Origin of the sequence: Pedobacter gandavensis (assembly GCF_014172405.1) — a bacterium.
GTDB classification, from domain to species: domain Bacteria; phylum Bacteroidota; class Bacteroidia; order Sphingobacteriales; family Sphingobacteriaceae; genus Pedobacter; species Pedobacter gandavensis.
In genome coordinates, this window is the sequence record NZ_WNXC01000001.1 from 1,316,747 (window position 1) to 1,340,012 (window position 23,266).

Annotated in this window: 23 protein-coding genes; 14 read left to right on the forward strand and 9 right to left on the reverse strand. The window is 38.7% G+C overall.

Annotation, left to right across the window (positions count from 1 at the left end; all coding sequences use genetic code 11):
• Positions 1 to 6: 6 nt before the first annotated feature.
• Entirely contained in the window at positions 7 to 1,125 is a 1,119-nt protein-coding gene (locus GM920_RS05225) for an AhpC/TSA family protein (RefSeq protein ID WP_182954106.1), read from the forward strand.
• 15 nt (positions 1,126 to 1,140) lie between these two features.
• Here GM920_RS05225 and GM920_RS05230 read toward each other — a convergent pair whose 3' ends face one another.
• A complete protein-coding gene (locus GM920_RS05230; protein WP_182954107.1) occupies positions 1,141 to 1,857 on the reverse strand; it encodes a LytR/AlgR family response regulator transcription factor in 717 nt (238 codons plus the stop codon).
• A complete protein-coding gene (locus tag GM920_RS05235; protein ID WP_182954110.1) occupies positions 1,857 to 2,891 on the reverse strand; it encodes a sensor histidine kinase in 1,035 nt (344 codons plus the stop codon). Before GM920_RS05235 ends, GM920_RS05230 begins: the two co-directional genes overlap by 1 nt.
• Positions 2,892 to 3,083: 192 nt before the next feature.
• On the opposite strand from GM920_RS05235, the gene GM920_RS05240 reads away from it, so the two are divergent.
• The 3 genes from GM920_RS05240 (at position 3,084) to GM920_RS05250 (ending at position 7,413) form a co-directional block, all read left to right on the forward strand.
• Positions 3,084 to 4,715: an alpha/beta hydrolase-fold protein gene (locus GM920_RS05240; RefSeq protein WP_182954111.1), complete on the forward strand. Its 1,632-nt coding sequence runs from the start codon at positions 3,084 to 3,086 to the stop codon at positions 4,713 to 4,715.
• A gap of 108 nt (positions 4,716 to 4,823) precedes the next feature.
• Positions 4,824 to 6,836, forward strand: coding sequence for an alkaline phosphatase family protein (locus GM920_RS05245; RefSeq protein WP_182954113.1), 2,013 nt, complete (start codon positions 4,824 to 4,826; stop codon positions 6,834 to 6,836).
• An 82-nt stretch (positions 6,837 to 6,918) separates the two neighbouring features.
• Entirely contained in the window at positions 6,919 to 7,413 is a 495-nt protein-coding gene (locus tag GM920_RS05250) for an SRPBCC family protein (protein WP_182954115.1), read from the forward strand.
• Between the two features lie 8 nt (positions 7,414 to 7,421).
• Here GM920_RS05250 and GM920_RS05255 read toward each other — a convergent pair whose 3' ends face one another.
• The gene (locus tag GM920_RS05255) at positions 7,422 to 7,772 is read right to left on the reverse strand and encodes an MmcQ/YjbR family DNA-binding protein (RefSeq protein WP_182954116.1); all 351 of its coding nucleotides are present in this window, start codon (positions 7,770 to 7,772) and stop codon (positions 7,422 to 7,424) included.
• A gap of 30 nt (positions 7,773 to 7,802) precedes the next feature.
• Between GM920_RS05255 and GM920_RS05260 the strand changes: the two genes are divergently transcribed.
• A complete protein-coding gene (locus GM920_RS05260) occupies positions 7,803 to 8,240 on the forward strand; it encodes a hypothetical protein (RefSeq protein WP_182954118.1) in 438 nt (145 codons plus the stop codon).
• Here the strand turns inward: GM920_RS05260 and GM920_RS05265 are convergent.
• The gene (locus GM920_RS05265; RefSeq protein ID WP_182954120.1) at positions 8,221 to 8,910 is read right to left on the reverse strand and encodes a DUF2461 domain-containing protein; all 690 of its coding nucleotides are present in this window, start codon (positions 8,908 to 8,910) and stop codon (positions 8,221 to 8,223) included. The genes GM920_RS05260 and GM920_RS05265 overlap by 20 nt on opposite strands.
• Before the next feature lie 70 nt (positions 8,911 to 8,980).
• On the opposite strand from GM920_RS05265, the gene GM920_RS05270 reads away from it, so the two are divergent.
• The gene (locus GM920_RS05270; RefSeq protein ID WP_182954122.1) at positions 8,981 to 9,745 is read left to right on the forward strand and encodes an arylamine N-acetyltransferase family protein; all 765 of its coding nucleotides are present in this window, start codon (positions 8,981 to 8,983) and stop codon (positions 9,743 to 9,745) included.
• 58 nt (positions 9,746 to 9,803) lie between these two features.
• Here GM920_RS05270 and GM920_RS05275 read toward each other — a convergent pair whose 3' ends face one another.
• Positions 9,804 to 10,631, reverse strand: a complete 828-nt coding sequence (locus GM920_RS05275; protein ID WP_202986039.1) for a glycoside hydrolase family 16 protein — start codon at positions 10,629 to 10,631, stop codon at positions 9,804 to 9,806.
• A 144-nt stretch (positions 10,632 to 10,775) separates the two neighbouring features.
• Here GM920_RS05275 and GM920_RS05280 point away from each other — a divergent pair, with 144 nt between their 5' ends.
• Positions 10,776 to 11,231, forward strand: a complete 456-nt coding sequence (locus tag GM920_RS05280) for an SRPBCC family protein (RefSeq protein ID WP_182954125.1) — start codon at positions 10,776 to 10,778, stop codon at positions 11,229 to 11,231.
• On the opposite strand, the gene GM920_RS05285 is transcribed toward GM920_RS05280, so the two are convergent.
• The gene (locus tag GM920_RS05285; protein ID WP_182954128.1) at positions 11,224 to 11,625 is read right to left on the reverse strand and encodes a helix-turn-helix domain-containing protein; all 402 of its coding nucleotides are present in this window, start codon (positions 11,623 to 11,625) and stop codon (positions 11,224 to 11,226) included. The genes GM920_RS05280 and GM920_RS05285 overlap by 8 nt on opposite strands.
• Positions 11,626 to 11,796: 171 nt before the next feature.
• Between GM920_RS05285 and GM920_RS05290 the strand changes: the two genes are divergently transcribed.
• From GM920_RS05290 to GM920_RS05315, 6 genes are all read left to right on the forward strand, one after another.
• Complete coding sequence (locus tag GM920_RS05290) at positions 11,797 to 11,940, forward strand: hypothetical protein (protein ID WP_182954131.1); 144 nt, start codon at positions 11,797 to 11,799, stop codon at positions 11,938 to 11,940.
• A 167-nt stretch (positions 11,941 to 12,107) separates the two neighbouring features.
• Positions 12,108 to 12,995, forward strand: a complete 888-nt coding sequence (locus GM920_RS05295) for an ATP-binding cassette domain-containing protein (protein ID WP_182954133.1) — start codon at positions 12,108 to 12,110, stop codon at positions 12,993 to 12,995.
• The gene (locus GM920_RS05300) at positions 12,992 to 13,759 is read left to right on the forward strand and encodes an ABC transporter permease (protein WP_182954136.1); all 768 of its coding nucleotides are present in this window, start codon (positions 12,992 to 12,994) and stop codon (positions 13,757 to 13,759) included. The genes GM920_RS05295 and GM920_RS05300 overlap by 4 nt, the downstream gene beginning before the upstream one ends.
• 873 nt (positions 13,760 to 14,632) lie before the next feature.
• Complete coding sequence (locus tag GM920_RS05305) at positions 14,633 to 15,232, forward strand: hypothetical protein (RefSeq protein WP_182954138.1); 600 nt, start codon at positions 14,633 to 14,635, stop codon at positions 15,230 to 15,232.
• Complete coding sequence (locus GM920_RS05310) at positions 15,225 to 15,731, forward strand: TlpA family protein disulfide reductase (protein WP_182954140.1); 507 nt, start codon at positions 15,225 to 15,227, stop codon at positions 15,729 to 15,731. Before GM920_RS05305 ends, GM920_RS05310 begins: the two co-directional genes overlap by 8 nt.
• 4 nt (positions 15,732 to 15,735) lie before the next feature.
• Positions 15,736 to 17,910 carry a peptidase domain-containing ABC transporter gene (locus tag GM920_RS05315; protein ID WP_182954142.1) on the forward strand — a complete coding sequence of 725 codons (2,175 nt, stop codon included), beginning with the start codon at positions 15,736 to 15,738 and terminating at the stop codon, positions 17,908 to 17,910.
• 16 nt (positions 17,911 to 17,926) lie between these two features.
• Here the strand turns inward: GM920_RS05315 and GM920_RS05320 are convergent, their stop codons facing one another.
• Positions 17,927 to 18,835 (reverse strand): DMT family transporter, encoded by a 909-nt coding sequence (locus GM920_RS05320; RefSeq protein ID WP_182954144.1) that lies wholly within the window; start codon positions 18,833 to 18,835, stop codon positions 17,927 to 17,929.
• A gap of 74 nt (positions 18,836 to 18,909) precedes the next feature.
• Positions 18,910 to 19,875, reverse strand: a complete 966-nt coding sequence (locus tag GM920_RS05325) for a helix-turn-helix transcriptional regulator (protein WP_182954147.1) — start codon at positions 19,873 to 19,875, stop codon at positions 18,910 to 18,912.
• Between the two features lie 119 nt (positions 19,876 to 19,994).
• Between GM920_RS05325 and GM920_RS05330 the strand changes: the two genes are divergently transcribed.
• Complete coding sequence (locus GM920_RS05330; RefSeq protein WP_182954149.1) at positions 19,995 to 21,167, forward strand: FAD-dependent oxidoreductase; 1,173 nt, start codon at positions 19,995 to 19,997, stop codon at positions 21,165 to 21,167.
• A gap of 86 nt (positions 21,168 to 21,253) precedes the next feature.
• Here the strand turns inward: GM920_RS05330 and GM920_RS05335 are convergent, their stop codons facing one another.
• Entirely contained in the window at positions 21,254 to 23,266 is a 2,013-nt protein-coding gene (locus GM920_RS05335; protein ID WP_182954151.1) for a RagB/SusD family nutrient uptake outer membrane protein, read from the reverse strand.

The window sequence follows — 23,266 nt, forward strand, 5'->3', positions numbered from 1 at the left end:
TTAGGTATGAAACATTTCCTCCGCTGCGCAATACTCTCTTTTCCAATCTTTGGTTTTGCCCAACAGCCGTTCTCGATTAAAGCAGAAGGCCAAGGATTCAAAGATGGGGACAAGATTTTCCTGCAGTACAAATCTCCTCAGGGCGTCATTACTGATTCGGTAGTCGTTCGCAATCACAAATTCCAATTTAAGGGAAAGGTTGAAACTCCGGTTAGGGCCAGTCTTTACCGCAATCAAAATCCAAAATATGCCCTGCTCGTTTTCGATTATAAGAATGTCTATTTAGAAAAAGGAGAAATCACATTAGCCTCCCCTGATACGCTCCTAAACGCAGTGGTATTTGGTACAAAATCAAATGATGACAATTCAGAACTTAGCGCCATCTTAGCCCCTTTTACCTCAAAAAGAAGGATGTTGAAGGATCCAGATGAGCTTACTGAAGCAGAGTTGAAAAACCCGGTTTTGGTTGCCGAAACCAAAAAGAAGCTCCATGAATATCTAGACTTCATGGTACCCGGAAAATTCAAATTTATCAATAGCCATCCCTCCTCATTTGTGAGCTTGGTTACCCTTTCAGAACTGGTAAGAGATAGCAGGTGGCTTTCCAAGGTAGAATCTAGCTTCTTTAAACTCAGTCCAGAACTACAATCGTCAACCTTGGGCAAATCGATACAAGAGAAGATACATTTAGGGAAGAAAATTACGGTTGGTATGGTCGCCAAAGATTTCAGTCAACCTGATGTGAACGGGAAGCTGGTTAGCCTTTCTGATTTTAAGGGAAAGTATGTGCTCCTGGATTTCTGGGCATCCTGGTGTGGCCCATGTAGAGCAGAAAACCCAAATCTACTGCTTGCCTACCAAAAATATAAAGACAAAGGTCTGGTCATGATCAGTGTTTCCATTGATGATTTAAAAGATAAAGCAGATTGGTTGAAGGCCATTCAGGAGGACAAAATGGTTTGGCCACAATTGTCAGATCTGAAGGGGAGCAAAAATGAGGCGCAAGTCTTGTATGGAATCACGGTTATCCCCGCAAACGTCTTCATTTCTCCGGATGGAATTGTGATTGCCAAAGATCTGAAAAGGGAAGAATTACAGGCAAAATTAGCCGAGTTACTGCATTAGCGATACCTCCATTTTTTAGTTATTCTCTAAAATCTCATAGAAATTCCCACGGTAACTATTTCCGATAGCGATAGAGAAACCGTTATTCAGGAAGATGCTACTACGTTCCACATAGCTGATATGGCGCATCGAAATGATGAAGGATCGGTGCACTCTAACGAACTCTCTTGGTGGTAACTGTTCCGCCAATCTCTTTAAGGTTTGCAAACTCAGAATCCGCTCTGTACTGGTCTGAATGGAAACATAATTTTCCAGGCCTTCTACATAAAGTACCTCTGAAAGATTAATTTTTTGAATGCGGTGTTCTGTTTTAACGAAAAGCCAGGTATTTGCCGGCTCTGTTGGTTGCTGGTTCAGTCCTATTGCGATGCTCGCCTCTAAGCTCCGCTTGGCCTTTTCTGCGGCTTGATAAAATCTATCGAATGCGATTGGTTTAAGCAGGTAGTCTATGGCATCATGTTCGTAACTGTCCAGCGCGTATTGCGCATATGCTGTGGTTAAAATCACCCGGGCTTTATCCCCTGCGATCTTCATAAACTGTAATCCACTAAGTTGAGGCATTTGGATATCCAGAAAAACCAGGTCAATCTGCTGCGTTCGCAACAATTCTAGTCCCTCAACTGGATCTGTTGTTTTCGCTACCAGTTCAAGGAAAGGGATTTTGCTGACATAATCAGCCAATAAATCTATGGCCAGTGGCTTATCATCCACAACAAGACATCTTATTTTCATTAATTAAGTTTTAGGCTGAGTACAACAGTAAAGAAATTATCCCGGTCTTCAATGCGGAGTTCATGTTTTCCAGGATAAATTAAATCTAACCTACGGCGGACGTTGGTTAGCCCTATGCCTCCTGTTTCATCTTCCAGACCATTGCTTTTTTTGTTGCGAACGGTCATTTCCACGCTGTTGTTATCTGCTTTTAAGGTAATCGAGACCGGATGCTCCGGATCGTCCAAGACCCCATGCTTGAATGCATTCTCTACAAATGCGATAAACAACAGAGAGGCTACAGGCTGCTCCCCAATGTAACCCTCCTGAACAAAATTCACATAGGCCTCCCCTTTTGCGGCTATCCTTTGTAAGGCAATTACGTTTTCTAAATATTCTACCTCCCGGTTGAGTGGCATCAGTTCTTCGTTGCCCTCCCGCAGCATGTAACGCAGCATAACCGATAATTTTAACAATGCTTCCGGTGCCTGTTCGGATTTTTGATAGGTCAGCGTGTAAATATCATTGATCGTATTGAATAAAAAATGAGGGTTGACTTGTGAGCGTAAAAACGCCAGCTCCGCAGTCAAGGTTTCCTTCTGCATTTCTTGTTGTTTTTGGTTGTTCTTATACCAGCTTTCCGCGAAAAAATACATCAAACCATAGACAAAGTAACTCGGGAAATAAAAATAAAATACATTGGGTAAGTAGTAATTTACTTTTGGAATTCTGCCAAAGTAATTGTCAAAATGCAGCACAGGCTTGAGGAACCAAAACTCCAGGGCATATCTGGCAAAGACAATCAGGACAAATGTGAGGAGCGCCAGCAGCAGGGAAAGCGCATATTTCCGTTTTAAAATCAGTTGCGGGGCCACCAAAAAATAGCTACAATAGAAGCAGATTGCAGCAACGATATCATAGCAAAATTCAATTACAGCATAATTAAAGAGAGACTCCCCTTCAAACTTATCAGAAATATAGCCTCTGCAAATATTTCCGATAATGAATATCAACCAAACAGCTGCATGTAATAAAATAACCTTCCTCTTATCCATTGCCTAAATATATACCTCTTTAACCATCGAGCCAATTTCATTGATCAATAAATATTGGAGATTGGTCATTGAAATTCGATAGTCCGTGGATTACCCCCTTTTTTGCTGCAACATTCGCAATTATTATCCCTCATTTTAGCCTAAAAAAGACCGATTTTGAAAAGATTTTCGCTAATAATTTTGCTTATTTGTTTGGCCACTTTTGCCCATGCGCAAGACTATGCCCTCTTGGGGGATTCCTGTTTCCAAGTAAAGAATTATCAGGCTGCCGCAGAAAACTATGAGCTTTTTTTGGAAAAGGTGGAAAGTCGCTCCAATATTATTGCTTACCGGGCAGCAAAATCCTGGAGCTTGCTGGGCAATAAAGAAAAGGCATTGGTTGCAGTAAAAAAATATGTAGCTAATAATTACATCAACCGCTATCATATCTTTGGTGATCAGCTGACCAAAGAGCCCATATTCGACCTGCTCAAAGATGATGCCCGCTGGAAGGAGATTATTGCCGGGGTGTTTGAAAAAGAAGCTTTATATAGACAAGCAGAGCAAAAAAAGGTTGATTCCCTTGTTGCTTATCAAGCTGCACTGGAAAAACAGGGCATCCTCCATCAGTTAAATTTTAGTGGAAATGTGGCTTCCGTTTATCATCAGCTCAAAACTTATAGCGCTTACCCAAAAATCAACAGACAATTACTTTCCATGCAGTTTAAGTTTAATGACACCCTCCATAACTCATTTTCAGTGATCCTGCCAAAGGATTATGACCCAAAAAGAAAATATCCCTTATTGTTTTTTCTTCATGGGGCTGTAAAAGGAAATACCCGTTATACTGACTATAGTGATACCAGAGACACTACAGGATGGAACCGGTTCTATACCAAATATGCGGCGATAAACAAAGTAATTATGGTTTATCCCTCGGGAAATAGAGATTACAACTGGATGTTCCCTGATAAAGGCTTCTACATGATTCCTGGCATCTTGACACAGATAAAAAATCTGATCAATGTTGATGACGACAAGGTGTTTATATCAGGGCATTCGAACGGCGCTACAGGATCGTTTTCTTATGCGATGAAACAACCCAGTCCATTTACGGGATTTTATGGTTTTAATACCCGACCGGAAGTACTCACTGGTGGAACTTACATTCGTAATCTATTAAACAGGTCGTTCTTTAACGTTTCCACAGATCAGGATTATTATTACCCACCAGCGGCACATGATTCGCTCAACAAGGTGATGAAAGAATTACATGCAGATTACCAGGATCATCGTTACAATGGCTTTCCACATTGGTTTCCTGCTTTTAATGCCTCAGAACCAGCTTACCAGCTGCTATTTGCCGACCTGATTAAAAGAAAGCGAAATGCTTTTCAACCCAATATCCAATGGGAAACTGATGACACAAAGTATGGCCGTTGTGATTGGATCAACATCACCAGCCTGGATACTTTAGCTAGCCTTGCCCCTTGGCAGAAAGCAGTCAATTTTAAGATTACCAAATGGGTGAAGTTGGATAAAGACGATGAGGCAATAGTTGTAGACACCGTTAAGAATGGGTTCAATTACCGGAAACGTTCAGCTGCTGTAAAGGCTCATTATGCGGACAATACCTTTCGGATCAGCACCTCGCGGGTCAAGTCTTTTAAAATCTACATCTCTCCGGATATGGTAGATATGGGGAAACCAATAACGGTGATTCTTAATGATAAAGTCTATTTTAAGGGAAAGGTAAGCTATGACAAAAACTTCCTGATCAAGGAGTTTACTGATCATTTGGATAGATCAGCGGTTTGGGTAAATGCGATAGATATTCATCTTTAAACAAAATCAAGTAAAAGCAGGTTAATCATAAAGTTTAATATGTCGAGGATGTTTATAAAAATGACCCTCAGCTGCTTAAATGAAAAACAGTTATAAACATTTTATCTTATGGATCTGAAACAGTGTATTATTACCATCAACAATGCTAAGAATCCCAATGCGCTGGTACTTCAAAGTATCACTGGACCTAAAGGTTCAGGGCATGCAAAAGGAGATTTCAGCCCTGAAAACGCCTTATTTAAAGGCCTGATCATTCCTGCCAACAGCAATCAAATCCTGAGCTTCAGCATCTCCAGTGATTTTGATTCCGGAGCTACCTTAACCTGGTCAACAGGTCATGCGGATGATCAGTCGGAAGCTGAAATCACGATGACTTTTGCCAATGTTTTCCTGGGAGAGCATGTGGTGGCATTAACTGTTCAACCAAAAGGTGAAAATGCCTTATTGGCTTATGGCACTTCTTATTTTTACGCCGCAGCAGGTGGAGAAAAGGTACAAATGGGTCGGGATTATATCAATAAATCTGCAGATGCCACAGACACTTCTGTTTATGCAAATTTTACCGTCGCTTATAACAGTTTTGCCATAGAAAAAGCACCGACAAATTTCTTACCGGGGATCACCAATGTGGTGATGCTGATGTTAGAAAATCGTTCCTTTGACCATCTTTTAGGAATGCTCTATACGACAAACCCGGAAAACATCTATCCTGCCGGCAGCACTCCTCCTGCGCATTCCAGCAATGTTGAGCCTATAAATTTTGATGGCTTGTTCAACAATCCTGACTTTAGTAATCGTCCAGCTTCCGGGCCTCCGGTTAACGTTGCTGCGGTATCTGGTACAATGGACATCCCCAATCCTGATCCTGGTGAAGGATGGCTCAACACCAATCTTCAAGTGTTTAATACAACCGAGACTCCTCCCAATTGTCCAGCCAATATGGGCGGTTTTCTTGCTGATTATCTCCAACAGGAAAAACCTGGACAGCCTATCAATGATCCGGACCAGATCATGAAGTATTATACTTCTGCTGATTTACCTGTGATTAGTTCATTGGCTAAGCACTATGCGGTAAGCGATGCCTGGCATGCTTCCATCCCATCTCAAACCTATCCTAACCGCGCCTTTTCTCTCACTGGCACCTCAAACGGATACGTGGACAATTCAAAAAACGGTAAGCCGATTACTCCATTCAACTTCTTGACCAATGTCGTTTCCTTTGGTTCCAACACCATTTTCAACGTACTTTCCAACTGCGGACTGGATAAGAGTTGGGCAATCTATTATCAGGATAGCTTACTGGGTTGTTCCCTAACCGAGCACCTCTTTAAGCAGCTCCATCAGTACAAAGGAACTGACCATATCAGACCTTTCTGTTCTAAGGACGCTACAGTCAGCACCTTCCTAACCGATCTGGCTCAGGATACCCTACCTGCATTCTCCTATCTGGAGCCCGCATGGTATATCCCCATCATTGGAAATGGCAACGATTATCATCCGCCCGCAAATCTTTGTCCAGGTGAACAAAATCTTGCCAAGATCTATGAAGCCCTGCTAAATTATAGGAAATGGGAATCTACTTTATTGATCATCACTTTCGATGAGCACGGTGGAACATTTGACCATGTGCCCCCGGGAGCTACAATTGCAGCCGATGAGCAGACCGACTGGTCAGGGTTTCAATTTGACCGATTGGGGATTAGAATTCCAACGCTATTAATTTCCCCTTTGATTAAAAGTAACACGGTTTTCCGTTCTCCAACTCCTGTCGCTTTCGACCATACTTCAATTATCAGAACCTTATTGGCTTGGCAGAATATTGACGTAAGTACTGGTGTAATGGGTGCCCGTACCGCGCAGGCACCAGACTTCTCAGGCGTACTTTCTGAGGAGGTTGTCAATATCGAACCTGTTGATTTGAATCCAGTAGTATGCGCTTTAGATAAATCGCAACCCCAGCTGCTCAATGACCTCCAACACATGATACTCCCTATACTCGCCCAGGTTATTTCAGGAGCTGAACACGGATCCGATGTGCACAAACAAACCTATGGAGAACTTAGTACGCTAAAAACCATAGGGGAATTAAACGATTATGTAAAACAGAAACTGGGAAAATAATTGTTATTTTTAAATTACACAACTGTATATAAGTAACTTAAAAAAGATCTTAAATTTTAGAACACCAAATTCGCAGCCCTTTATGAAAAATTTTGATTGGACTTCATTTACAAAAACTATAGCTGTTAAGGCTCCCTTAGCAGACATTTATAATGCCTGGACCCAAGTTGAGGAATTAGAAAAGTGGTTTCTTAAAAAAGTAATTTTCAAGGATGAATCAGGTGCTTTGATTGGCCCGAAACTCAATGTTACGGCAGGCAGTTCTTATCACTGGCTTTGGTTTTTGTATGAAGATGCGATGTCTGGATTGATCAAAGCAGCAAATGGCAAAGATTTTTTACAATTCAGCTTTGAAGGAGCGTGCCTGGTAGATGTAAAATTAACAGAAAAAGCAGGTTGCACCATTGTGGAGTTAAGACAACATCAAATCCCAACAGATGATCAATCCAAACAGCACATCAGACTAGGTTGCGCCAGTGGTTGGGCTTTCTATTTAGTAAACCTAAAATCTGTTTATGAAGGCGGACTGGACCTTAGAAATAAGGACGAGAATTTACCTCCGATGATCAATAATTAGGTTTAGCCTTAGGCTTTAATTTCTTCCTGTTTTTTCTTTGGTAAGCTGTTAAATATCAAATCATAAGAGTCGGTTATCAGCTCTTGCAATTGCCTCATTGTTAAACGACCGTCCATATAAACTGTATTCCAATGTTTCTTATTCATGTGATAACCAGGGATGATTTCTTCATATTGCTCCCGCCATTCAATCGCACGTTCCGGATCACATTTGGCATTAAAGCGATTGCCAGCATCCAGGCTACAAAGTAAAAAAATTTTCTCTCCGACTTTAAAAACCAGGGTATCTTCCCCAAAAGGAAAACCTTCTGTTACGCCCTGCTTTTGCAGACAATAATCCCGTAATTCTTCTATGTTCATAACGTAAATATAAATAAACTACCTTTAGCCATGATGAATAAAGCGCGCTATAAAAAATATTTACCCTTTTTATGTCTTTGCATTTTAGCGTTTGTGCCTCAAGAAATGATGGCACAAACGTTCCGATATCCGCAGATATTTGATTTTTGGAGTGATTCGAGCAGTCTTCATCCGCAAATGTTAAAGAAAAAAGGATTTTCAGAAGTATATAGCGGTCCTAAAAAACAAGGTGGCTTTCTCTCCTTGTACCACAACAAGCAAGCGCAGGAATACCTGTTCATCAATTATACAGATTCGGGAAAGACCACTACGATCACCTATTACCTGCCTACAAAGGCTAAATATCTAAACCTTCAGGTAGAAAAGAAAAATTTAAAAGCAGGTGAAGAGATAAAACCTTTTGGAACTACCACTTACAATGATGGAAAGAAATATTATCAAATTGGTTTTATGCGCTCAATCCATTAATATCTGTGGTCAATACTTCTGTCATATAATCCAGAAAGGGACGCATATTTTTAAAGGTCTGACCAACTTGTTTTATAAAATCCGCACTTAAAACTTCTTCATCAGAGAACTTACGGAGTAGCAAATACTGCTTATAACGTAAAAGGTCTATGGCCTCATCATTAGCATCGAAACCTTTGGGTGTCGTTTTTAACTGCTCCCCTTTTAAGCTTCCAAAACTTGAAATAAATGATTCCGTGCTTAATATCTTCCTCAATGGGCTTGGATCAAAAGCCAGGTCTTCCCTGATTAATTTCAGATCACTGGCATTTGGGCCCCAAAAGCCGCCGCCGATAAAGCTGTTTCCAGGTTCAATGTGGAAATAATAACCACCCCTACGGTTTTTCCCAGCGCGTTTAAAGCTACCACTCCAATGCGTTTTATACGGAGTTTTGTCTTTAGAAAAACGGGTATCCCTGTAAATTCGGTACACGCTTTTAGCTCCTGAAGCGGTTTCAATCACATCATGGGTATTTAAATCTTGTAATAAAGCTTCAGCAAAGCCTACTACCATATCCTGTTCCTGTAGGAACTCCGCCTTATTGGCATTAAACCAATCCCGATCATTATGGTCCTTTAGTTTATTTAAAAAAGCAAGGTTTGATGGTCGTATTTGGGTTGTCATTTTCATACTTGTGTAAATTCAGCATTTAGGTAACCATTATTATCAGGTAAAGTTCACAAAATATTTAAGTTTGGGGATGTTGAATTCAGAAAACTTTAGCTCCGCTTATCTTCAGCGAATCAAATTTCATCAAAGCATCGAATGCAACAGGGAGACGCTTTTTGCAATGCAAGAAGCACATTTATTAAATGTGCCTTTTGAAAACCTGGATATCCATTATGGGATAGTGATCAGACTTGAGCTGGATGCTATTTTTAAAAAGATTGTTTTAAAGCAAAGAGGAGGTTTTTGTTATGAATTGAACGGATTGTTTTACCAGTTACTTAAAGAGTTGGGATTTGAGGTAAAGATGATCTCTGGAAGGGTGCATACAAAAGATGGGAATTATGGCCCGGAATATGACCACATGGCTATCATTGCCACCATAGATCACCGACAATACCTGGTAGATGTTGGTTTTGGAAAGTTCTCTTTTCAACCCCTGGAAATCAAAAAAGGCCTTGTACTTCATGATCCCTATGGGCAGTTTCAATTTGAGGAGGAACAAGACGGTTACCTCAGTGTAAATACGGTTAAGGATGGCATACTATACCCACAATACCTATTTCAAATGAGCCCTAGGGCTTTCTCTGAATTTGAAGGAATGTGCAATTACCATCAAAGCAGCAAGGATTCTCATTTTACCATTAAAAAGATGATCTCAATTTTAACAAATGAGGGCAGAATTACCCTCAATGATCAACAGGTAAAAATCAGCAGAAAAGAAAACGAAGAAATCTTAATCTTTGACCCTCAAGAGTTTGAATTGAAGCTCCAGCAATATTTCCAGATTAAAATTTAAGCCTGCATGGGGCATGCGCTCCTTAATGATCATTCAATTGAGGATAAGCGCTCCGCTCTTATTGATAAACTTTAACCCAATCCACTATCATTTGTACGGGTAACTGATCTTTGTTGACTTTACCAACCCAGCTACCTCCCAATTGCTGATCAATCATGACATAAAATGGTTGATCGTATGGCCATTGACTCGGGTCTACCCCTTTGATGCGTGGATACCGAAAAGTTTCAAGACCATCCAGTGTAAATACCAGGCGATCAGGATACCATTCTAGTCCGAAAGTATGGTAATTATTGATGTTTATTTTTGCCGTACCACCATGTGGAGGATTATCTTTTTGTTTCAGATTGAGGGTATAATAAGAATGCGTGGTTTGATAAATGATGGAATCCCTGTTAAGATGTTCCATAATATCTATCTCTCCGTTGTTAGGATACTTACCATACTTGTTTTGCTCTGCCAGCATCCACATGGCCGGCCATGCGCCTTCAGCACACTCCAACTTGGCATGGATTTCAATTTTACCATACTGATAGGCAAACTTTCCTTTAGTATATAAGCCACCGGTAAGGTAAGGCCTGGAATCGGCTGAAGTGTCTGGATTCTTAATGCCCTTTAAATACAACTTACCATCAGACTGTGCATAACATGCCGGGTTGCTGCTCATGTGTTTATTCCAGTCTGCAGTTCCTTTTGGAATTTTACTCCATTTTGTACTATCAATCAACTTGCCATTGAAATCATCCTGCCAGATCAATTTCCAGTTCTGATTCCCGCGCTTCTCTTTCTGCAAGTAGATATAATGGTCTGTCTTTCGGTAAGGCAATACGCTGCATGAAGCGAACAAAATTGCCGAACAAAAGATCATTAGTAGGTGTTTATTCATAGTTAGCGGTCATTTTATATGGATAGTAACAAATTTCTGTCCTGATTCCCCCCACATATCGGCCTAAATACGATCATTATTAATCGACAGATTACATTAAATTAGTGTGATGCAATAAATATCAAATTTTAAAACAAATAAATCATGAGTAATCACAATTTTACTACGAGTATTTTGGTTGAACAAACGCCACAGGAAGCATTCGATGCCGTTAAGAATGTACGCGGATGGTGGTCTGAAGAAATTGAAGGTGGTACGGAAAGGTTAAACGATGAGTTTACCTATCATTTTCAGGATGTACATCGTTGTAAAATGAGGTTGACCGAGGTCATACCTGAGGAAAGAATTGTTTGGGATGTCCTTGAAAACTATTTTAATTTCACTAAAGACCAGAAGGAATGGGTTGGCGATAAAATTAGTTTTGAAATTGCTGTAAAAGACAACAAAACGGAAATCAAATTTACGCATTGGGGTTTAATTCCAGATTATGAATGCTATGACATCTGTTTTGATTCTTGGAGCAAGTACATTAAAAATAGTTTATACAACCTAATTACGACAGGAAAAGGGCAGCCGAATCCTAAAGAAACCATCAATTAATATTATTAATGGTTAGCTTCTCTTTAAGGGATTTAATCTTCTTATCCTTTTTTTCGATTTTATCTTCAAGCTCTTTAAGACGCTTTACCAGCAATTCCATATAAAGCTCTTTTTCGGCTAAAATCCTTTCAAATAGAATAACATTACTTGGATGATCAGCAGCATAACTATGCTGTTGATTTTTTTTATTATGTTCAATATTCAGCTCTAATAACAATTCACCAGGTTTTACATTTAAAAAAGCAGCTATTCGTAACAATTGATCCACATTAACTGTTTCCTGGCACTCTAACCTGGAATAAGCTGATTGGGAAATCTTCAGATATTCTGCAACAGCTTCCTGAGCAATTCCTTTCTCAAGACGTATCTTCCTTATTTGATCTACAACATTCATATCTAATTTAAAACATTGAATAACGATGTGAATAACAACACGAATAATACCCTAAACTTTACAACTAAATTTATTCATTAAAACCTAAATTAACAATTAATAATTAATAATATTTGATAAAGATTTTTTGAGTTATTAAATATTAAAAACAAACACAAAAAAAACTAAATCATGAAAAAATTAGATTTTAACGAAATGGAAAGCCTTATTGGAGGCTTGGACCTTGATTGCATCTGGGCAATGTCAGATCACATGAGTTTTTATGAAGCATACATATTATGTGGATTGGCTGATGAGTACGAAATAACCGCTTAACAACACAAAGATTAACTAACTTAAAATCAGACAACAGAAAGGTGTCATAAAGAATATTTGACACTTTTCTGTTTAAAATTTATTAATTAGACACACTAAGCTTACTATCAAATATAAATTATATATTAGATCAATGATTAATTTTAAGTCTAATAGAAATATTTAATATGCTTGAAGTAAAAAACCTCAAATTCACAACAAAGAGCGGAAAATTGATTTTCGACAACTTAAATCTTAAAATTAATCAAGGAGAAATCTTTGGTTTACTTGGCTCTAATGGGAGTGGAAAAACCACATTGTTCAAACAGATATTTGGTATTTCACAACCTCAAGAAGGCGAAATTTTTATTAAAGGGCAACAACTTTCAAGAAAAGGGAATGAGGATCGTACCATCCTCAAGCACCTTGGAAGTTTAATTGAAACCCCTTCCATTTATGATTACCTAACGGCAAGGCAACATTTAAAAATGCTATGTAACATCTACGAAACTGATGATGTTCATATTGTTTCGACTTTGGAATTGGTCAACCTCACTTCCGTTGCTGACCAAAAAACTAAAACCTATTCTCTCGGTATGAAGCAACGCCTTGGAATTGCTATGGCCTTAGTTACCCAGCCCGATTTTGTTCTTTTAGATGAGCCATTAAATGGACTAGACCCGGAGGCGATCCTTTGTATTCGCAACATAATCACCGATTTGAATAAAAATTTCAACATTACTTTTTTAATTTCAAGTCATATTTTATCCGAAATAGAATTAACAGCAACTCATATTGGGATATTACATAAAGGAAATTTGATTTACAATGACATAAATCCATTTGGACAAATGGAATGCCTCATAAATAACGAACTCATCACTAAAGACTTAGAAAATGACATCATCAAACTAGGGCTGAAATATTTCAGTCAAAACAATCAAACTATCATTTACCTAGTTGATGAAAAAGGAAAGCAAGACACCATAGCCATGCTTCTAAAGCACACCCTTTCTGAATACAAAGTGACCCCCTGTAACATAGAGCATCTATACAAAAGATATACATTGTCATGAGGAATTTACTTTTAAATGAATTTTTCAAATTCAGCAGATTACGTTACATCTGGCTCATTGTTCTTACTCCCCTCGTCTTTTGTATGCTTTCATTTATAGCTTCATATACAACAACAACAGATCAACTAGCATTTTTAATGCTAAAAACAGGCATTAAAAACCCATGGGTATTTCTTGAGGTTACCCCACTAAATATGCTGCATCTTTTTGGTCCATTAATTATAGTATTCTTTTCTGCATTTATTTACGAAATAGAAAAACAATCAAATGCCTGGAACAAGTTATTCGCCTATCCTATATCTGTTAGATTGCTACTGATCTCAAAATTATTACTGATTTTAACCTATCTAATAGCTGCCCTACTTTTCAGCCTAATTACTATTATAGGATTTAACCATCTTTTATTAATCATCCGCCCTGAGCTCTCTCTACAAAACTATTCTCTAAACTATTCGATTATCATCTGTGCAACGCTAGAGCTAATATTGAAATACATCCTTTTTTCTATGATTGCTAATTTCTGTTTGTTCTATTTTAAACTAAACTGGGTTGTCGCAATTCTATGTGTAGTTATTTTATCTACCCTACCATTCTTCAGTTACCAGAGCTGGAAACCCGATTTAATTGAAAAATATAGCCAACTCAACTTCGAAAAAACATTCAGTCTAATGCTCTATAACCTGAATGACCTACTTCTGGTGCTATTACTTCTAGCTACAACTGCCTTTTATAAGTATTTCCCACAACATAAGCTTTCCCGTTAAATATGTATTTACAACTTTTGCGAAACGAATGGATTAAAATAACTAATGATAAAGAGTTCTTGCTAATTCTGTTTTTACCTATCCTTTTCCCATGGTATTTCATAATTATGGAATCCTTAAAATCTGAAACACAATTAATAGCGCAGGTAAATGTTGGAATAAACAATTTTGAAAACAGCTACTTTTTATATTTCAGAAAAATATATTTTGTTTATGTAATCATAATCCTGCCTATAACAACAACATTAATGACCTCATCTTACGGTCGTTTCAATTTTAAAATCAAGGAACTTAACACCTTGCGCACCTACCCGGTATCACCGATTGCTGTAACTCAAACAAAAATTATAACGCTGATCACACTCTGCTTTATTTCAGGAATGATCTTCTTTGCCGGAACTCAATTAGCACTATTAACACTTTTCTGCTTAAAACCTATATTAGCCAAATACATCATTACTTTTTCAATAGGAAAAACATTTTTAATGATGTTTAACCTTCAAATTTTATACTGCCTACTTAGTATACCTGCCATGCTATTCGCATACTTAATCTGCATCAAATTCAGACACGGTTTAATCATCAACATCATACTTTGTATAGTCTTAACCCTTATAGGGTTACTAAATAGTTTTTTCACTAAAACCTCTATATACACCCTCCCTTACGAATATTATACGACAAGCTATAAAGCATTAAAACATATGCTAAAAATCGAAGAAAGCAGCAATTTTCAACAAAGCAATAGTTTATTTCTGATCACTATGACAATTTCATGTTCCCTTATATTTATGATCTATCGAGCCATTTTAAACCATGAAGACAAATAACATTTATAAGAACAACTTCCTACCGCTTTTCCTGATTTTGTGCATGGCACAGGCTTTAATTGCGCTATTTCTTGACACCTATATCTTAACTGAAGATAAAATTAGGCTTTCTATGGAGGGACAATACGAAGCGAGAATTATAGATTATGCGGTTCAATCGCACAAAACCCAATGGATATGGAAGCTTTTACAAGTCCCTGTATTAAGTATTTTTACGATAGTAATAGAATCAATCGCTCTATACGTAGCCTGTCAATTTTTTGAAATAAAAAAAAGTTTCAATCAATTTATGGTGATCGTTACGGTTGCCAATTTTGTATTTATTATCCCTGAACTCATTAGACTGCTCTATTTTATTATAAAAGCCCCCCTATACACCATTAAGGATGTCTACAATTTCTCCGCAGGGTCATTGGCCAGTATTTTCCAAAAAACAATTAATACTCCAGTTTATCCGGTTTTAAAAAGCATTAATATTTTCCAGGCACTATTTATTTGGCTTTTATGTATCGGAATGACCTATATTATTGACAATGATAAGATTAAGGCAAAAAAAATTGTATTCTCCGGATATGTAACACTTTTCTTGCTCTATCTAATTGCAACTTACTTAATCAACTCAATTTTGGGAAAACATGCATAAAAAATCAATTAAGATAATTCTACTTAGCTTCCTTGTGATCTTGTTCTTCGGTCTTGGATTCGCAGTTTATTATCAAACTGAACTTAATAAAGAAAAAACAGGAAAGGATATTTCTGAAATGGAAATCAGCCGAGGAAACGACAACCTGAAACTTGGTGATATAACGATTAAAAAAAATCTAATTATCAACTTTTTAAGTACGGACTGTTTATCCTGTACACAACAATTAAAGGTCATTGGTAGTTCTGATTTTGCAAATCAACAGATTTTACTACTTTCCAATGAATCAAGTCAAATCATGGATATTAATTTAAAAAGAAAAGGTTTGATCAATAAACCAAATATTCAATATGCACATGTAAATAGCGTTAATTTCTATAAATTTTTTGGAACATTATCTATTCCAACTACGATAATCATAGACCAGAATTACAAGATTAAAAAAACATACAATGGTTTCGTAAATACAGCCACCTTAATGACCTTCCTTAATCCTTAATCTCATGGATGACAATTTATCCAAATTAAGAAGAAAAACCTTCAAGCGCCAACAGGAGAGAACAGATTGTGGTATTGCCTGCCTGATCTCGATAACAAAATTTCATGGAGGCCACCAAACAGTAGAAAATCTACGTGAGATCAGTGGAACAAACACTCAGGGAACCACATTACTTGGCCTATACCAATGTGCAGAAAAAATTGGCTTTGATGCAAATGCTTTTACTGCTGATTTGACTCATCTTGAACTAGAAACCTCACCATTGATTCTTCATGTTGTTATGGAAAAAACCATTCAACATTTCGTAATTTATTATGGAAAAAACCCAGCTACAGGACAATTTATTATTGGGGATCCTGCAAAAGGTATTTATGAACTCGATGCACAAGAATTAACTAATATATGGAAAAGTAAAGCGCTCTTAAAACTTTCCCCAAACAGTCAATTTACTATTGTAAAAGACAAGGAAAAAGCAAAAGTGAAGTGGTTTAAAAACTTAATCTATGAAGACATAAACATACTCTTAACTACCATGGCATTGGGCTTAGTAATCACCATACTTGGGTTTTCAACTGCAATCTTCTCCCAAAAGCTAATTGACGTGATCATCCCTGGAGGGGATACAAAAAAACTTATTTTTTCACTGACGTTATTAGCGCTGGCAATACTACTAAAATCAGCATTAACTTATGTAAGACAATATCTATCTCTCTTACAAAATAGAGATTTTAGCCATAGGATTATTAGAAATTTCTTTAGCGCTTTAGTTTATTTGCCAAAACAATTTTTTGATACAAGAAGCACCGGTGACATGATTACCCGAATGAATGACACCAGCAGAATACAACAAAATGTAGCTTTTATTACCGGCACTGTTTTCATTGACATTGTCGTAGTGATTACCACCGCTCTCTTTCTTATAAATTACTCCCAATTGATATCAATGATCACCTTTTGCTTCATCCCTGTAATCATCTGGCTCATAACAAGCTACACAAAACCCATCAAAACATTTCAGAAGAATCTTATGGTTGCTCAGGCAACAAATCAAAGCAACTATATTGACACTATACAGGGAATTGAGATTATAAAATCCCAAAATGAGGAAATGTTCTTTATAGAAAAAGTAAATCTTACCTATGGTGGCTTACAATTAAAGACTTTTGATCTCGGTAGACTCGGGAATAGATTCAAATTCTCTACGGAGGTGATCACAATGCTGCTGTCAACCACCATCATGAGCGTATCCGCTTATCAGGTGATGCAGAAAAAAATAGAACTAGGAGAAATGATAGCCATCATTGCCTTATCCAATATTCTTATACAAGCGGTAGGGAGGCTTTCACAAGTAAATTTACAATTACAGGAGGCTAAAGTTGCTTTTGACCGAATGTATGATTTTGCTTCTATCCTCCCTGAATATAATCCTAAAGATAGAGCAACCGAAATCATGTTCAATCAACTAGAGGTTTGTGACCTGACTTTCGGCTTTCCTGGCAGAGGTCCAACGCTTAAAAATATCAATTTCGAGGTTAAAAAAGGAGAGATAATTACACTCCTTGGAGAAAGTGGTTGTGGAAAAAGCACAACCATAGCGCTATTACAACAGTTCTATAAACCAACCCAGGGTATCATTCTAGTAAATAAAAAAAACCTGGATGAATTCGATACACCATCATGGCGCGAAACGTTAGCAACCGTACCTCAAGAAATTAAATTATTTAATGGATCACTATTAGACAATATTGCAATTTCAGATACCCTCAAGAAGTCTGGCTCAATAATTGAATTTTGCAAAGAAACAGGACTGGATGAATTTTTCAGCCGCTTGCCACAAGGTTACCATACCCTTGTAGGAGAAGAAGGTATAAATCTGTCAGGAGGACAAAAGCAGCTCGTTGCCTTAGCTAGAGCTTTATACCGAAATCCGCAAATTTTACTTCTGGATGAAGCAACTTCAGCTATGGACCGAAGAACCGAAAAATTTATTATTGAATTGCTGTTAAAATACAAAGAGAAAATGGCTATAATTATGGTTACACATAAAGTGATGACCGCAAAAATTGCAGACCGCATATACATTATTGAACATGGAATTATCAGGGATGGGGGAACACCAGTAGAATTACTATCCAGAGACAACTTCTTCAGTCAAATGATATTAGAGCATACAATTTAAATTAACTTATGACCTCCTAGCCACCATTTCCTTCCATAAAATCAGGCTGTACCCCTTTTTCTTTTACACTTTCAGAAATGATACTGATCATGACACCAGTCAGGATCAGTGTAATTCCAATGATTAAACTGAGACTCAGACTTTCATGAAATAGTGCCACACTTATCGCTACAGCCACAACTGGTTCCAAGGCGCCAACAATAGAAGTTGGCGTGGAGCCAATTGTTTTAATGGCATAAACCAGGGAGGACATCGAAAGCACCGTAGTGACAAAAGCAAAGGCGGTAAAGTTGAAGAATATTTCCAGGTTTGGAATCGCCAGAGATTCCTTCAATAGCAATGATTTACCCAGGTAAAAAATAGCAGAAAACACCAGAGAGTAAAAGGTGATTTTAAATCCAGAAGCATTAATCTTTGCCTTGTTCACCACCACCATGTATAAGGCATAAAAAGTTGCACTCAAGAGTGTAATCAGAAGTCCAGGTAAATTGATATCTAAGACGCCCCCTTTTGCACTCAGCGCAACAATACCCACAATGGTAATGATCAGCGAAAGCACCGTTAACACCGTGATTTTCTCCTTGAAGAAAAACGTCATGACAAGTGCTACAATCACCGGGTAGACGAAAAGTATCGTTGAGGCTATTCCCGGCGATAAATAATCATAACCCAGAAAAAGAAACTCAGCAGAAAGCGCATAAAACAATCCGAGTATGGCCAGGATCATAAACTCTGATCTATTGACCCTTAAGCTTTCTTTTTTATACAGGAGGTAACCTAAAAGGAATATTGCGGCGATAAAAAACCGATAGAACAAAGTGGTATCCAACGAAAAATGACTTGCTTTTACGGGTAGAATAAACAACGGAATCAGTCCGTAGGAGATCGCCGAAATGGCGGCAAGTGCATACCCTTTTATTTTCATTTTTTTAATTCACAGAATTTCGGCGCAAATATAAATATATTCAGGACAGAAAACGTCAATGTTTCCATACTTGATTAGCGCTTTGAATATTGCTTGGGTTTAATGCCATGATGCTTTTCAAATAGGCGGGAAAAGTGACTGAGGTTGGTAAAACCCAGAAGGTATCCGATCTCCCCTACAGACTGGCCCTTATCAGACAATAACCGGGCTGCCGCCTTCATTCTCAAAGTCTGATAATAATGGTAAATACTCGTACCAAAGATCTGCAGAAACAGCTTTTTCATTTTACTCTCACTCATGCCATTCGCTTGTGCCAATTCAGGGAGTTTTGGCGGAAGACTTAAGTCCTTCATCAGACCATCACGAATCCCGTAGATGAGCTTTACATCTTCCGCATTTATTGGGTATCCCGATATCACTTCCCTTTTTAACAATTCCGAGAAAAACAAGTAAACCAGTTCTTCTGCTTTTATCCGGAAATAAAAATTGGAGAGATTTTGAGCCACCTTAGCGTTCAAAACCTGGATCACCACCTCCTGCATTTCGGGAGAAATAAAAGCCTCATACAAAAACGCCTGGTTGCCCGATAAAATATTCGTCAAGAAGTCATCACCATCCTTTGGTTTGAGCAGCGCGCTCAGGAAATCAGTATGAATCGAAATCAATACGGTGTTTACATGAGCATGAATAGGAAAGAAATCCTCGTAATTAACTCCCGCTGAAGTGATTTGAACAGCGGGCAATTGGTTCTGAATACTTGGATCCGCCTTTAGCTCCGCTTCCGTATAAAAATTATGGAAGGCCAGAACGATGGTATGCGCTCCATCTTCCATCGCGGTACGAGAGAGGATTAAATCTTCATACAGCTCGTACTTACGGATCATCATTTTTAACTGCGGATGAAGATCAATTCCCCTGAAATATCCTTTGCCAAGTTCTGGCGGGAAATACAGATAACCATCTTCAACCTGAGTACCGATGGCTTCGGCAAATGCAGTTAAAAACCCTACTCCTTTTTTTCCGTCGAACTTAAAGACCATAATACCGTTTTGGACTATTTTAAAGTCAAACGTAGCTATTTTATCTAAATAACGAAGCGTAGTTTTGTAGGACACGATAAAAAGAACAACCTGAATGCTGATAAACAATCCTAAAAACAATGAATAATCTACTCATTAAAGATATAAAAATAGCCATTATTGGCGGCGGACCTGGCGGATTAACCTTGGCCAGACTCTTGCAATTACAAGGTGCATCTGTAAAAGTATATGAGCGTGATATTGACCAACACCAGCGCCAACAAGGAGCAACTTTAGACCTTCATGACGAATCCGGCCTAAAAGCTTTAACAGCGGCAGGCTTAATCGGAGAATTTAAGAAACATTACAGACCGGGTGCTGATCGGCTGAAGCTGATGGATGAGCAGGGAAATGTTGTTTTCAGTGACCATGATGAAAAATTGGCGGATGACTTTGGTCATCCCCATTTCAGGCCAGAAATAGACCGTGGACCTTTGAGATCGCTATTGATAAACTCCTTAACTGAAAACACCATGCAATGGAACAGTCAATTTGTGTCCATGGAACAGTTAAACCAGCAATGGCTCATGCATTTCAAAAATGGAAAAACGGACTTAGCGGATTTGGTCATTGCTGCCGATGGTGCCAATTCAAAAATACGACCTTACCTCAGCGCTATAAAACCGATCCATTCCGGTCTAAGCGTAATTGAAGGTCATATACACCATGCTCAAGAGAGCGCGCCACAACTGAACATGCGCTTGCAAAACGGAAAAATCTTCGCCCTCGGAAAAGAAAAATCCATCATCCTAAGTGCCAAAGGAGATGGTTCCCTATCTTTCTATGCCGGACTAAAGTCAACAGCAAACTGGATTGAAGAAAGTGGCATTGATTTCAACAACAAGAGCAGTGTATTCAATTGGTTTAAAACCGCATTTAGCGATTGGAATCCTTTATGGGAAGAACTTTTTACTGCTGATGAGGTTTACTTTGTAGCCAGAGCCATGCGCCATTTCCCTTTAGATCAAAGTTGGGAAACACAGTCGAACCTGACGATGTTAGGCGATGCTGCACATCTGATGCCTCCATATGCAGGTGAAGGTGTAAACATGGCCATGCTCGATGCCCTGGAATTGTCAAACTCCCTGACAAATGTTCGATTTAGCAGTTTAAAGGAAGCCATATCGACTTTTGAGCAGTATATGTGTAAACGTTCAGCGGAGGTAACAGCTTTCACACTTGAACAAACCGAAGCCCTTCATGCAGAAAATGCACTTCCATATTTAGTTGAACTTTTCAGCGATCAGGATTAAAGGTATAGCTTTTGAGTCCGAAAAGGACTTAGATAGAAACAACAAAGGTGGTCTCTGAGGACCACCTTTGTTGTTATTGACTCCTACTACCAGCCAGGATTCTGGATTAGTTTCTTGCTTACAGTAATCTGACTCAAAGGAATTGGGTATAGATACATGGAACGCGAAAACAGTCTTGGTGCACGATCATAATCATTGAGCTGATAAAAACTCTGATCATCGGCTCTTCCATCCATATTCATTCCATGAAAAACCCCGCCTTGACGGCCTTCCGGTTTATCTGCGATCATCCATCTGCGTACATCAAAATAACGTTGTCCTTCGGTGAATAATTCCACCTGACGCTCTTGTCTGATTGCTTTTGCCTGAGCAGAATACTGACCGATTACACCTGTTTTAGTACCATTGGTCTGCATATCTAAATATCCTGGAATACCAGCCCTGACACGCACCTTATCCAGGTACGTGATAATTTCAGGATTACCAGGGTCCAGCTCATTTAAGGCTTCTGCATACAACAGGTAAAAATCTGCCAGACGAAATATAATCGATGGTCTGAATACCGATCTTATACCAGAGCCCACAGTTGGGTGAATCGTTCTGTTACTTCGTTTATAACACAGATAACCTGTGCTTGGAAAACCTCCCGTGCGATTGTCATTATTTGCAATTCCACCATAGCCTGGTAAAGGATTAACAGAAGAAGGAACATCTCTGGCGAACAACACTTTTGTTGCTTTTGAAGTGGCAGCGGTAGTCCCTTGTAAAGCTGGATTGGAGACCACATCATGCCAGCTTTTTCCCTGATAGGTTACGGAAGCATAAAAACGAGGCTCCCTGTTCGCATACCTGTTTGAAATGTTTGCATCCGTCAGGATTACAGTATTTCCACTTTTCACAAATCTCGTTGCTGGATTAGGCACATTAGAAAAGCCGGTTTCTGTATATTGAGAACCTGGGTCATGGATATCCAAACCATCTTTGGTAAAGAAAGCATCTACCATTTCTTGTGTGACTCCAAGATTAGCACCCATGCCCCCTCCTGCCGTAACGGAAATGTCTCTTGGCGTTTGATTAGCCTCCACCGCAGCAAAACTTTGTATAGAATTGGCCCAGATAATTTCTTTATTATACCGTTGAAACAACTCATAAATATTGAGGTGTGGATTGTTTGCCGTGGCACTGTAATACAGCTCATAATTACCTGCGTTGGCAAAATCAATAAAATCCTTTACGGCATCTTTCGCCTTTACCCATTTGTTTGGATCTTTTGCTGGAAACAATTTTTTTCCATCGCTATTGGTCAGTGCTAAAGCCTCCGAATAACCGCCATTGTATAATGGAGAGGCAGCATACATCCAAAGCTTGGCACGAATCGCCAGGGCCACACCTTTTGTTGGAATCGCTAATTTGTTCTCATCAAAGCCGCTGGCAAAGGAGCTTGAAAAACGGTTCTCTGATAAATCTTCCTTAGCTTTTAACAAATCAGCATCGATTGCTGCAACCACTTCATCAACAGAGTTCCGGAAGAAATCTACGTTAGGATCTGTAGGATCGGCTTCTGTGGTCATGATTGGAATAGGTCCGTATTGCTCAAACAAGAGGTAATGTGAATAAGCTCTGAAAAAGTAGGCTTCCGCTTTTAATTGCCTTAACTCTGCTGCATCAATAAAATCCGGATCACCCTGAGCACCAATTACCCTTCCTGAATCGATGTAAATGGTGGCTTGACGAATCACCTTATACAAAGTTTGCCAACGGTGGAAAGTATTTCCTGATGCGGTGTTGGCTGTGTAACCCTGAGTAGGGATATTCCTGAGTACCCCATTCGCATTGTTTTTAAGCTCATCACTCATACTGGCCCATGGATTACCCATACCATTGGCATTAGAACTTGCGGCTGAATAGTCTGAATAATCAGGCATAGCCTTATAGATGTAACGTTGAAATCTCCTGCTCTGGCCAGGGTTGGTAAAGATAAATCCTTTACTATCTGACTCCGAGAAGTCATCACTAACATCCAGATATTTTTTGCAGGAACTGAAAGTAAGTAGCGCTAACAGCTCTACAATCAGGATTAGGTAAGTATATTTTCTCAT

Bases quoted from the DNA above. Each gene is read 5' to 3' on its own strand.
- GM920_RS05300 (WP_182954136.1), top strand. From the start codon at position 12,992: ATGAGGAATTTACTTTTAAATGAATTTTTCAAATTCAGCAGATTACGT.
- GM920_RS05285 (WP_182954128.1), bottom strand. From the start codon at position 11,625: ATGAATGTTGTAGATCAAATAAGGAAGATACGTCTTGAGAAAGGAATT.
- GM920_RS05265 (WP_182954120.1), bottom strand. From the start codon at position 8,910: ATGAAAATGACAACCCAAATACGACCATCAAACCTTGCTTTTTTAAAT.
- GM920_RS05235 (WP_182954110.1), bottom strand. From the start codon at position 2,891: ATGGATAAGAGGAAGGTTATTTTATTACATGCAGCTGTTTGGTTGATA.
- GM920_RS05290 (WP_182954131.1), top strand. From the start codon at position 11,797: ATGAAAAAATTAGATTTTAACGAAATGGAAAGCCTTATTGGAGGCTTG.
- GM920_RS05260 (WP_182954118.1), top strand. From the start codon at position 7,803: ATGATGAATAAAGCGCGCTATAAAAAATATTTACCCTTTTTATGTCTT.
- GM920_RS05250 (WP_182954115.1), top strand. From the start codon at position 6,919: ATGAAAAATTTTGATTGGACTTCATTTACAAAAACTATAGCTGTTAAG.
- GM920_RS05275 (WP_202986039.1), bottom strand. From the start codon at position 10,631: ATGAATAAACACCTACTAATGATCTTTTGTTCGGCAATTTTGTTCGCT.
- GM920_RS05315 (WP_182954142.1), top strand. From the start codon at position 15,736: ATGGATGACAATTTATCCAAATTAAGAAGAAAAACCTTCAAGCGCCAA.
- GM920_RS05255 (WP_182954116.1), bottom strand. From the start codon at position 7,772: ATGAACATAGAAGAATTACGGGATTATTGTCTGCAAAAGCAGGGCGTA.
- GM920_RS05270 (WP_182954122.1), top strand. From the start codon at position 8,981: ATGTTGAATTCAGAAAACTTTAGCTCCGCTTATCTTCAGCGAATCAAA.
- GM920_RS05325 (WP_182954147.1), bottom strand. From the start codon at position 19,875: ATGGTCTTTAAGTTCGACGGAAAAAAAGGAGTAGGGTTTTTAACTGCA.
- GM920_RS05330 (WP_182954149.1), top strand. From the start codon at position 19,995: ATGAATAATCTACTCATTAAAGATATAAAAATAGCCATTATTGGCGGC.
- GM920_RS05230 (WP_182954107.1), bottom strand. From the start codon at position 1,857: ATGAAAATAAGATGTCTTGTTGTGGATGATAAGCCACTGGCCATAGAT.
- GM920_RS05335 (WP_182954151.1), bottom strand. From the start codon at position 23,266: ATGAGAAAATATACTTACCTAATCCTGATTGTAGAGCTGTTAGCGCTA.
- GM920_RS05295 (WP_182954133.1), top strand. From the start codon at position 12,108: ATGCTTGAAGTAAAAAACCTCAAATTCACAACAAAGAGCGGAAAATTG.
- GM920_RS05280 (WP_182954125.1), top strand. From the start codon at position 10,776: ATGAGTAATCACAATTTTACTACGAGTATTTTGGTTGAACAAACGCCA.
- GM920_RS05245 (WP_182954113.1), top strand. From the start codon at position 4,824: ATGGATCTGAAACAGTGTATTATTACCATCAACAATGCTAAGAATCCC.
- GM920_RS05225 (WP_182954106.1), top strand. From the start codon at position 7: ATGAAACATTTCCTCCGCTGCGCAATACTCTCTTTTCCAATCTTTGGT.
- GM920_RS05305 (WP_182954138.1), top strand. From the start codon at position 14,633: ATGGCACAGGCTTTAATTGCGCTATTTCTTGACACCTATATCTTAACT.
- GM920_RS05310 (WP_182954140.1), top strand. From the start codon at position 15,225: ATGCATAAAAAATCAATTAAGATAATTCTACTTAGCTTCCTTGTGATC.
- GM920_RS05320 (WP_182954144.1), bottom strand. From the start codon at position 18,835: ATGAAAATAAAAGGGTATGCACTTGCCGCCATTTCGGCGATCTCCTAC.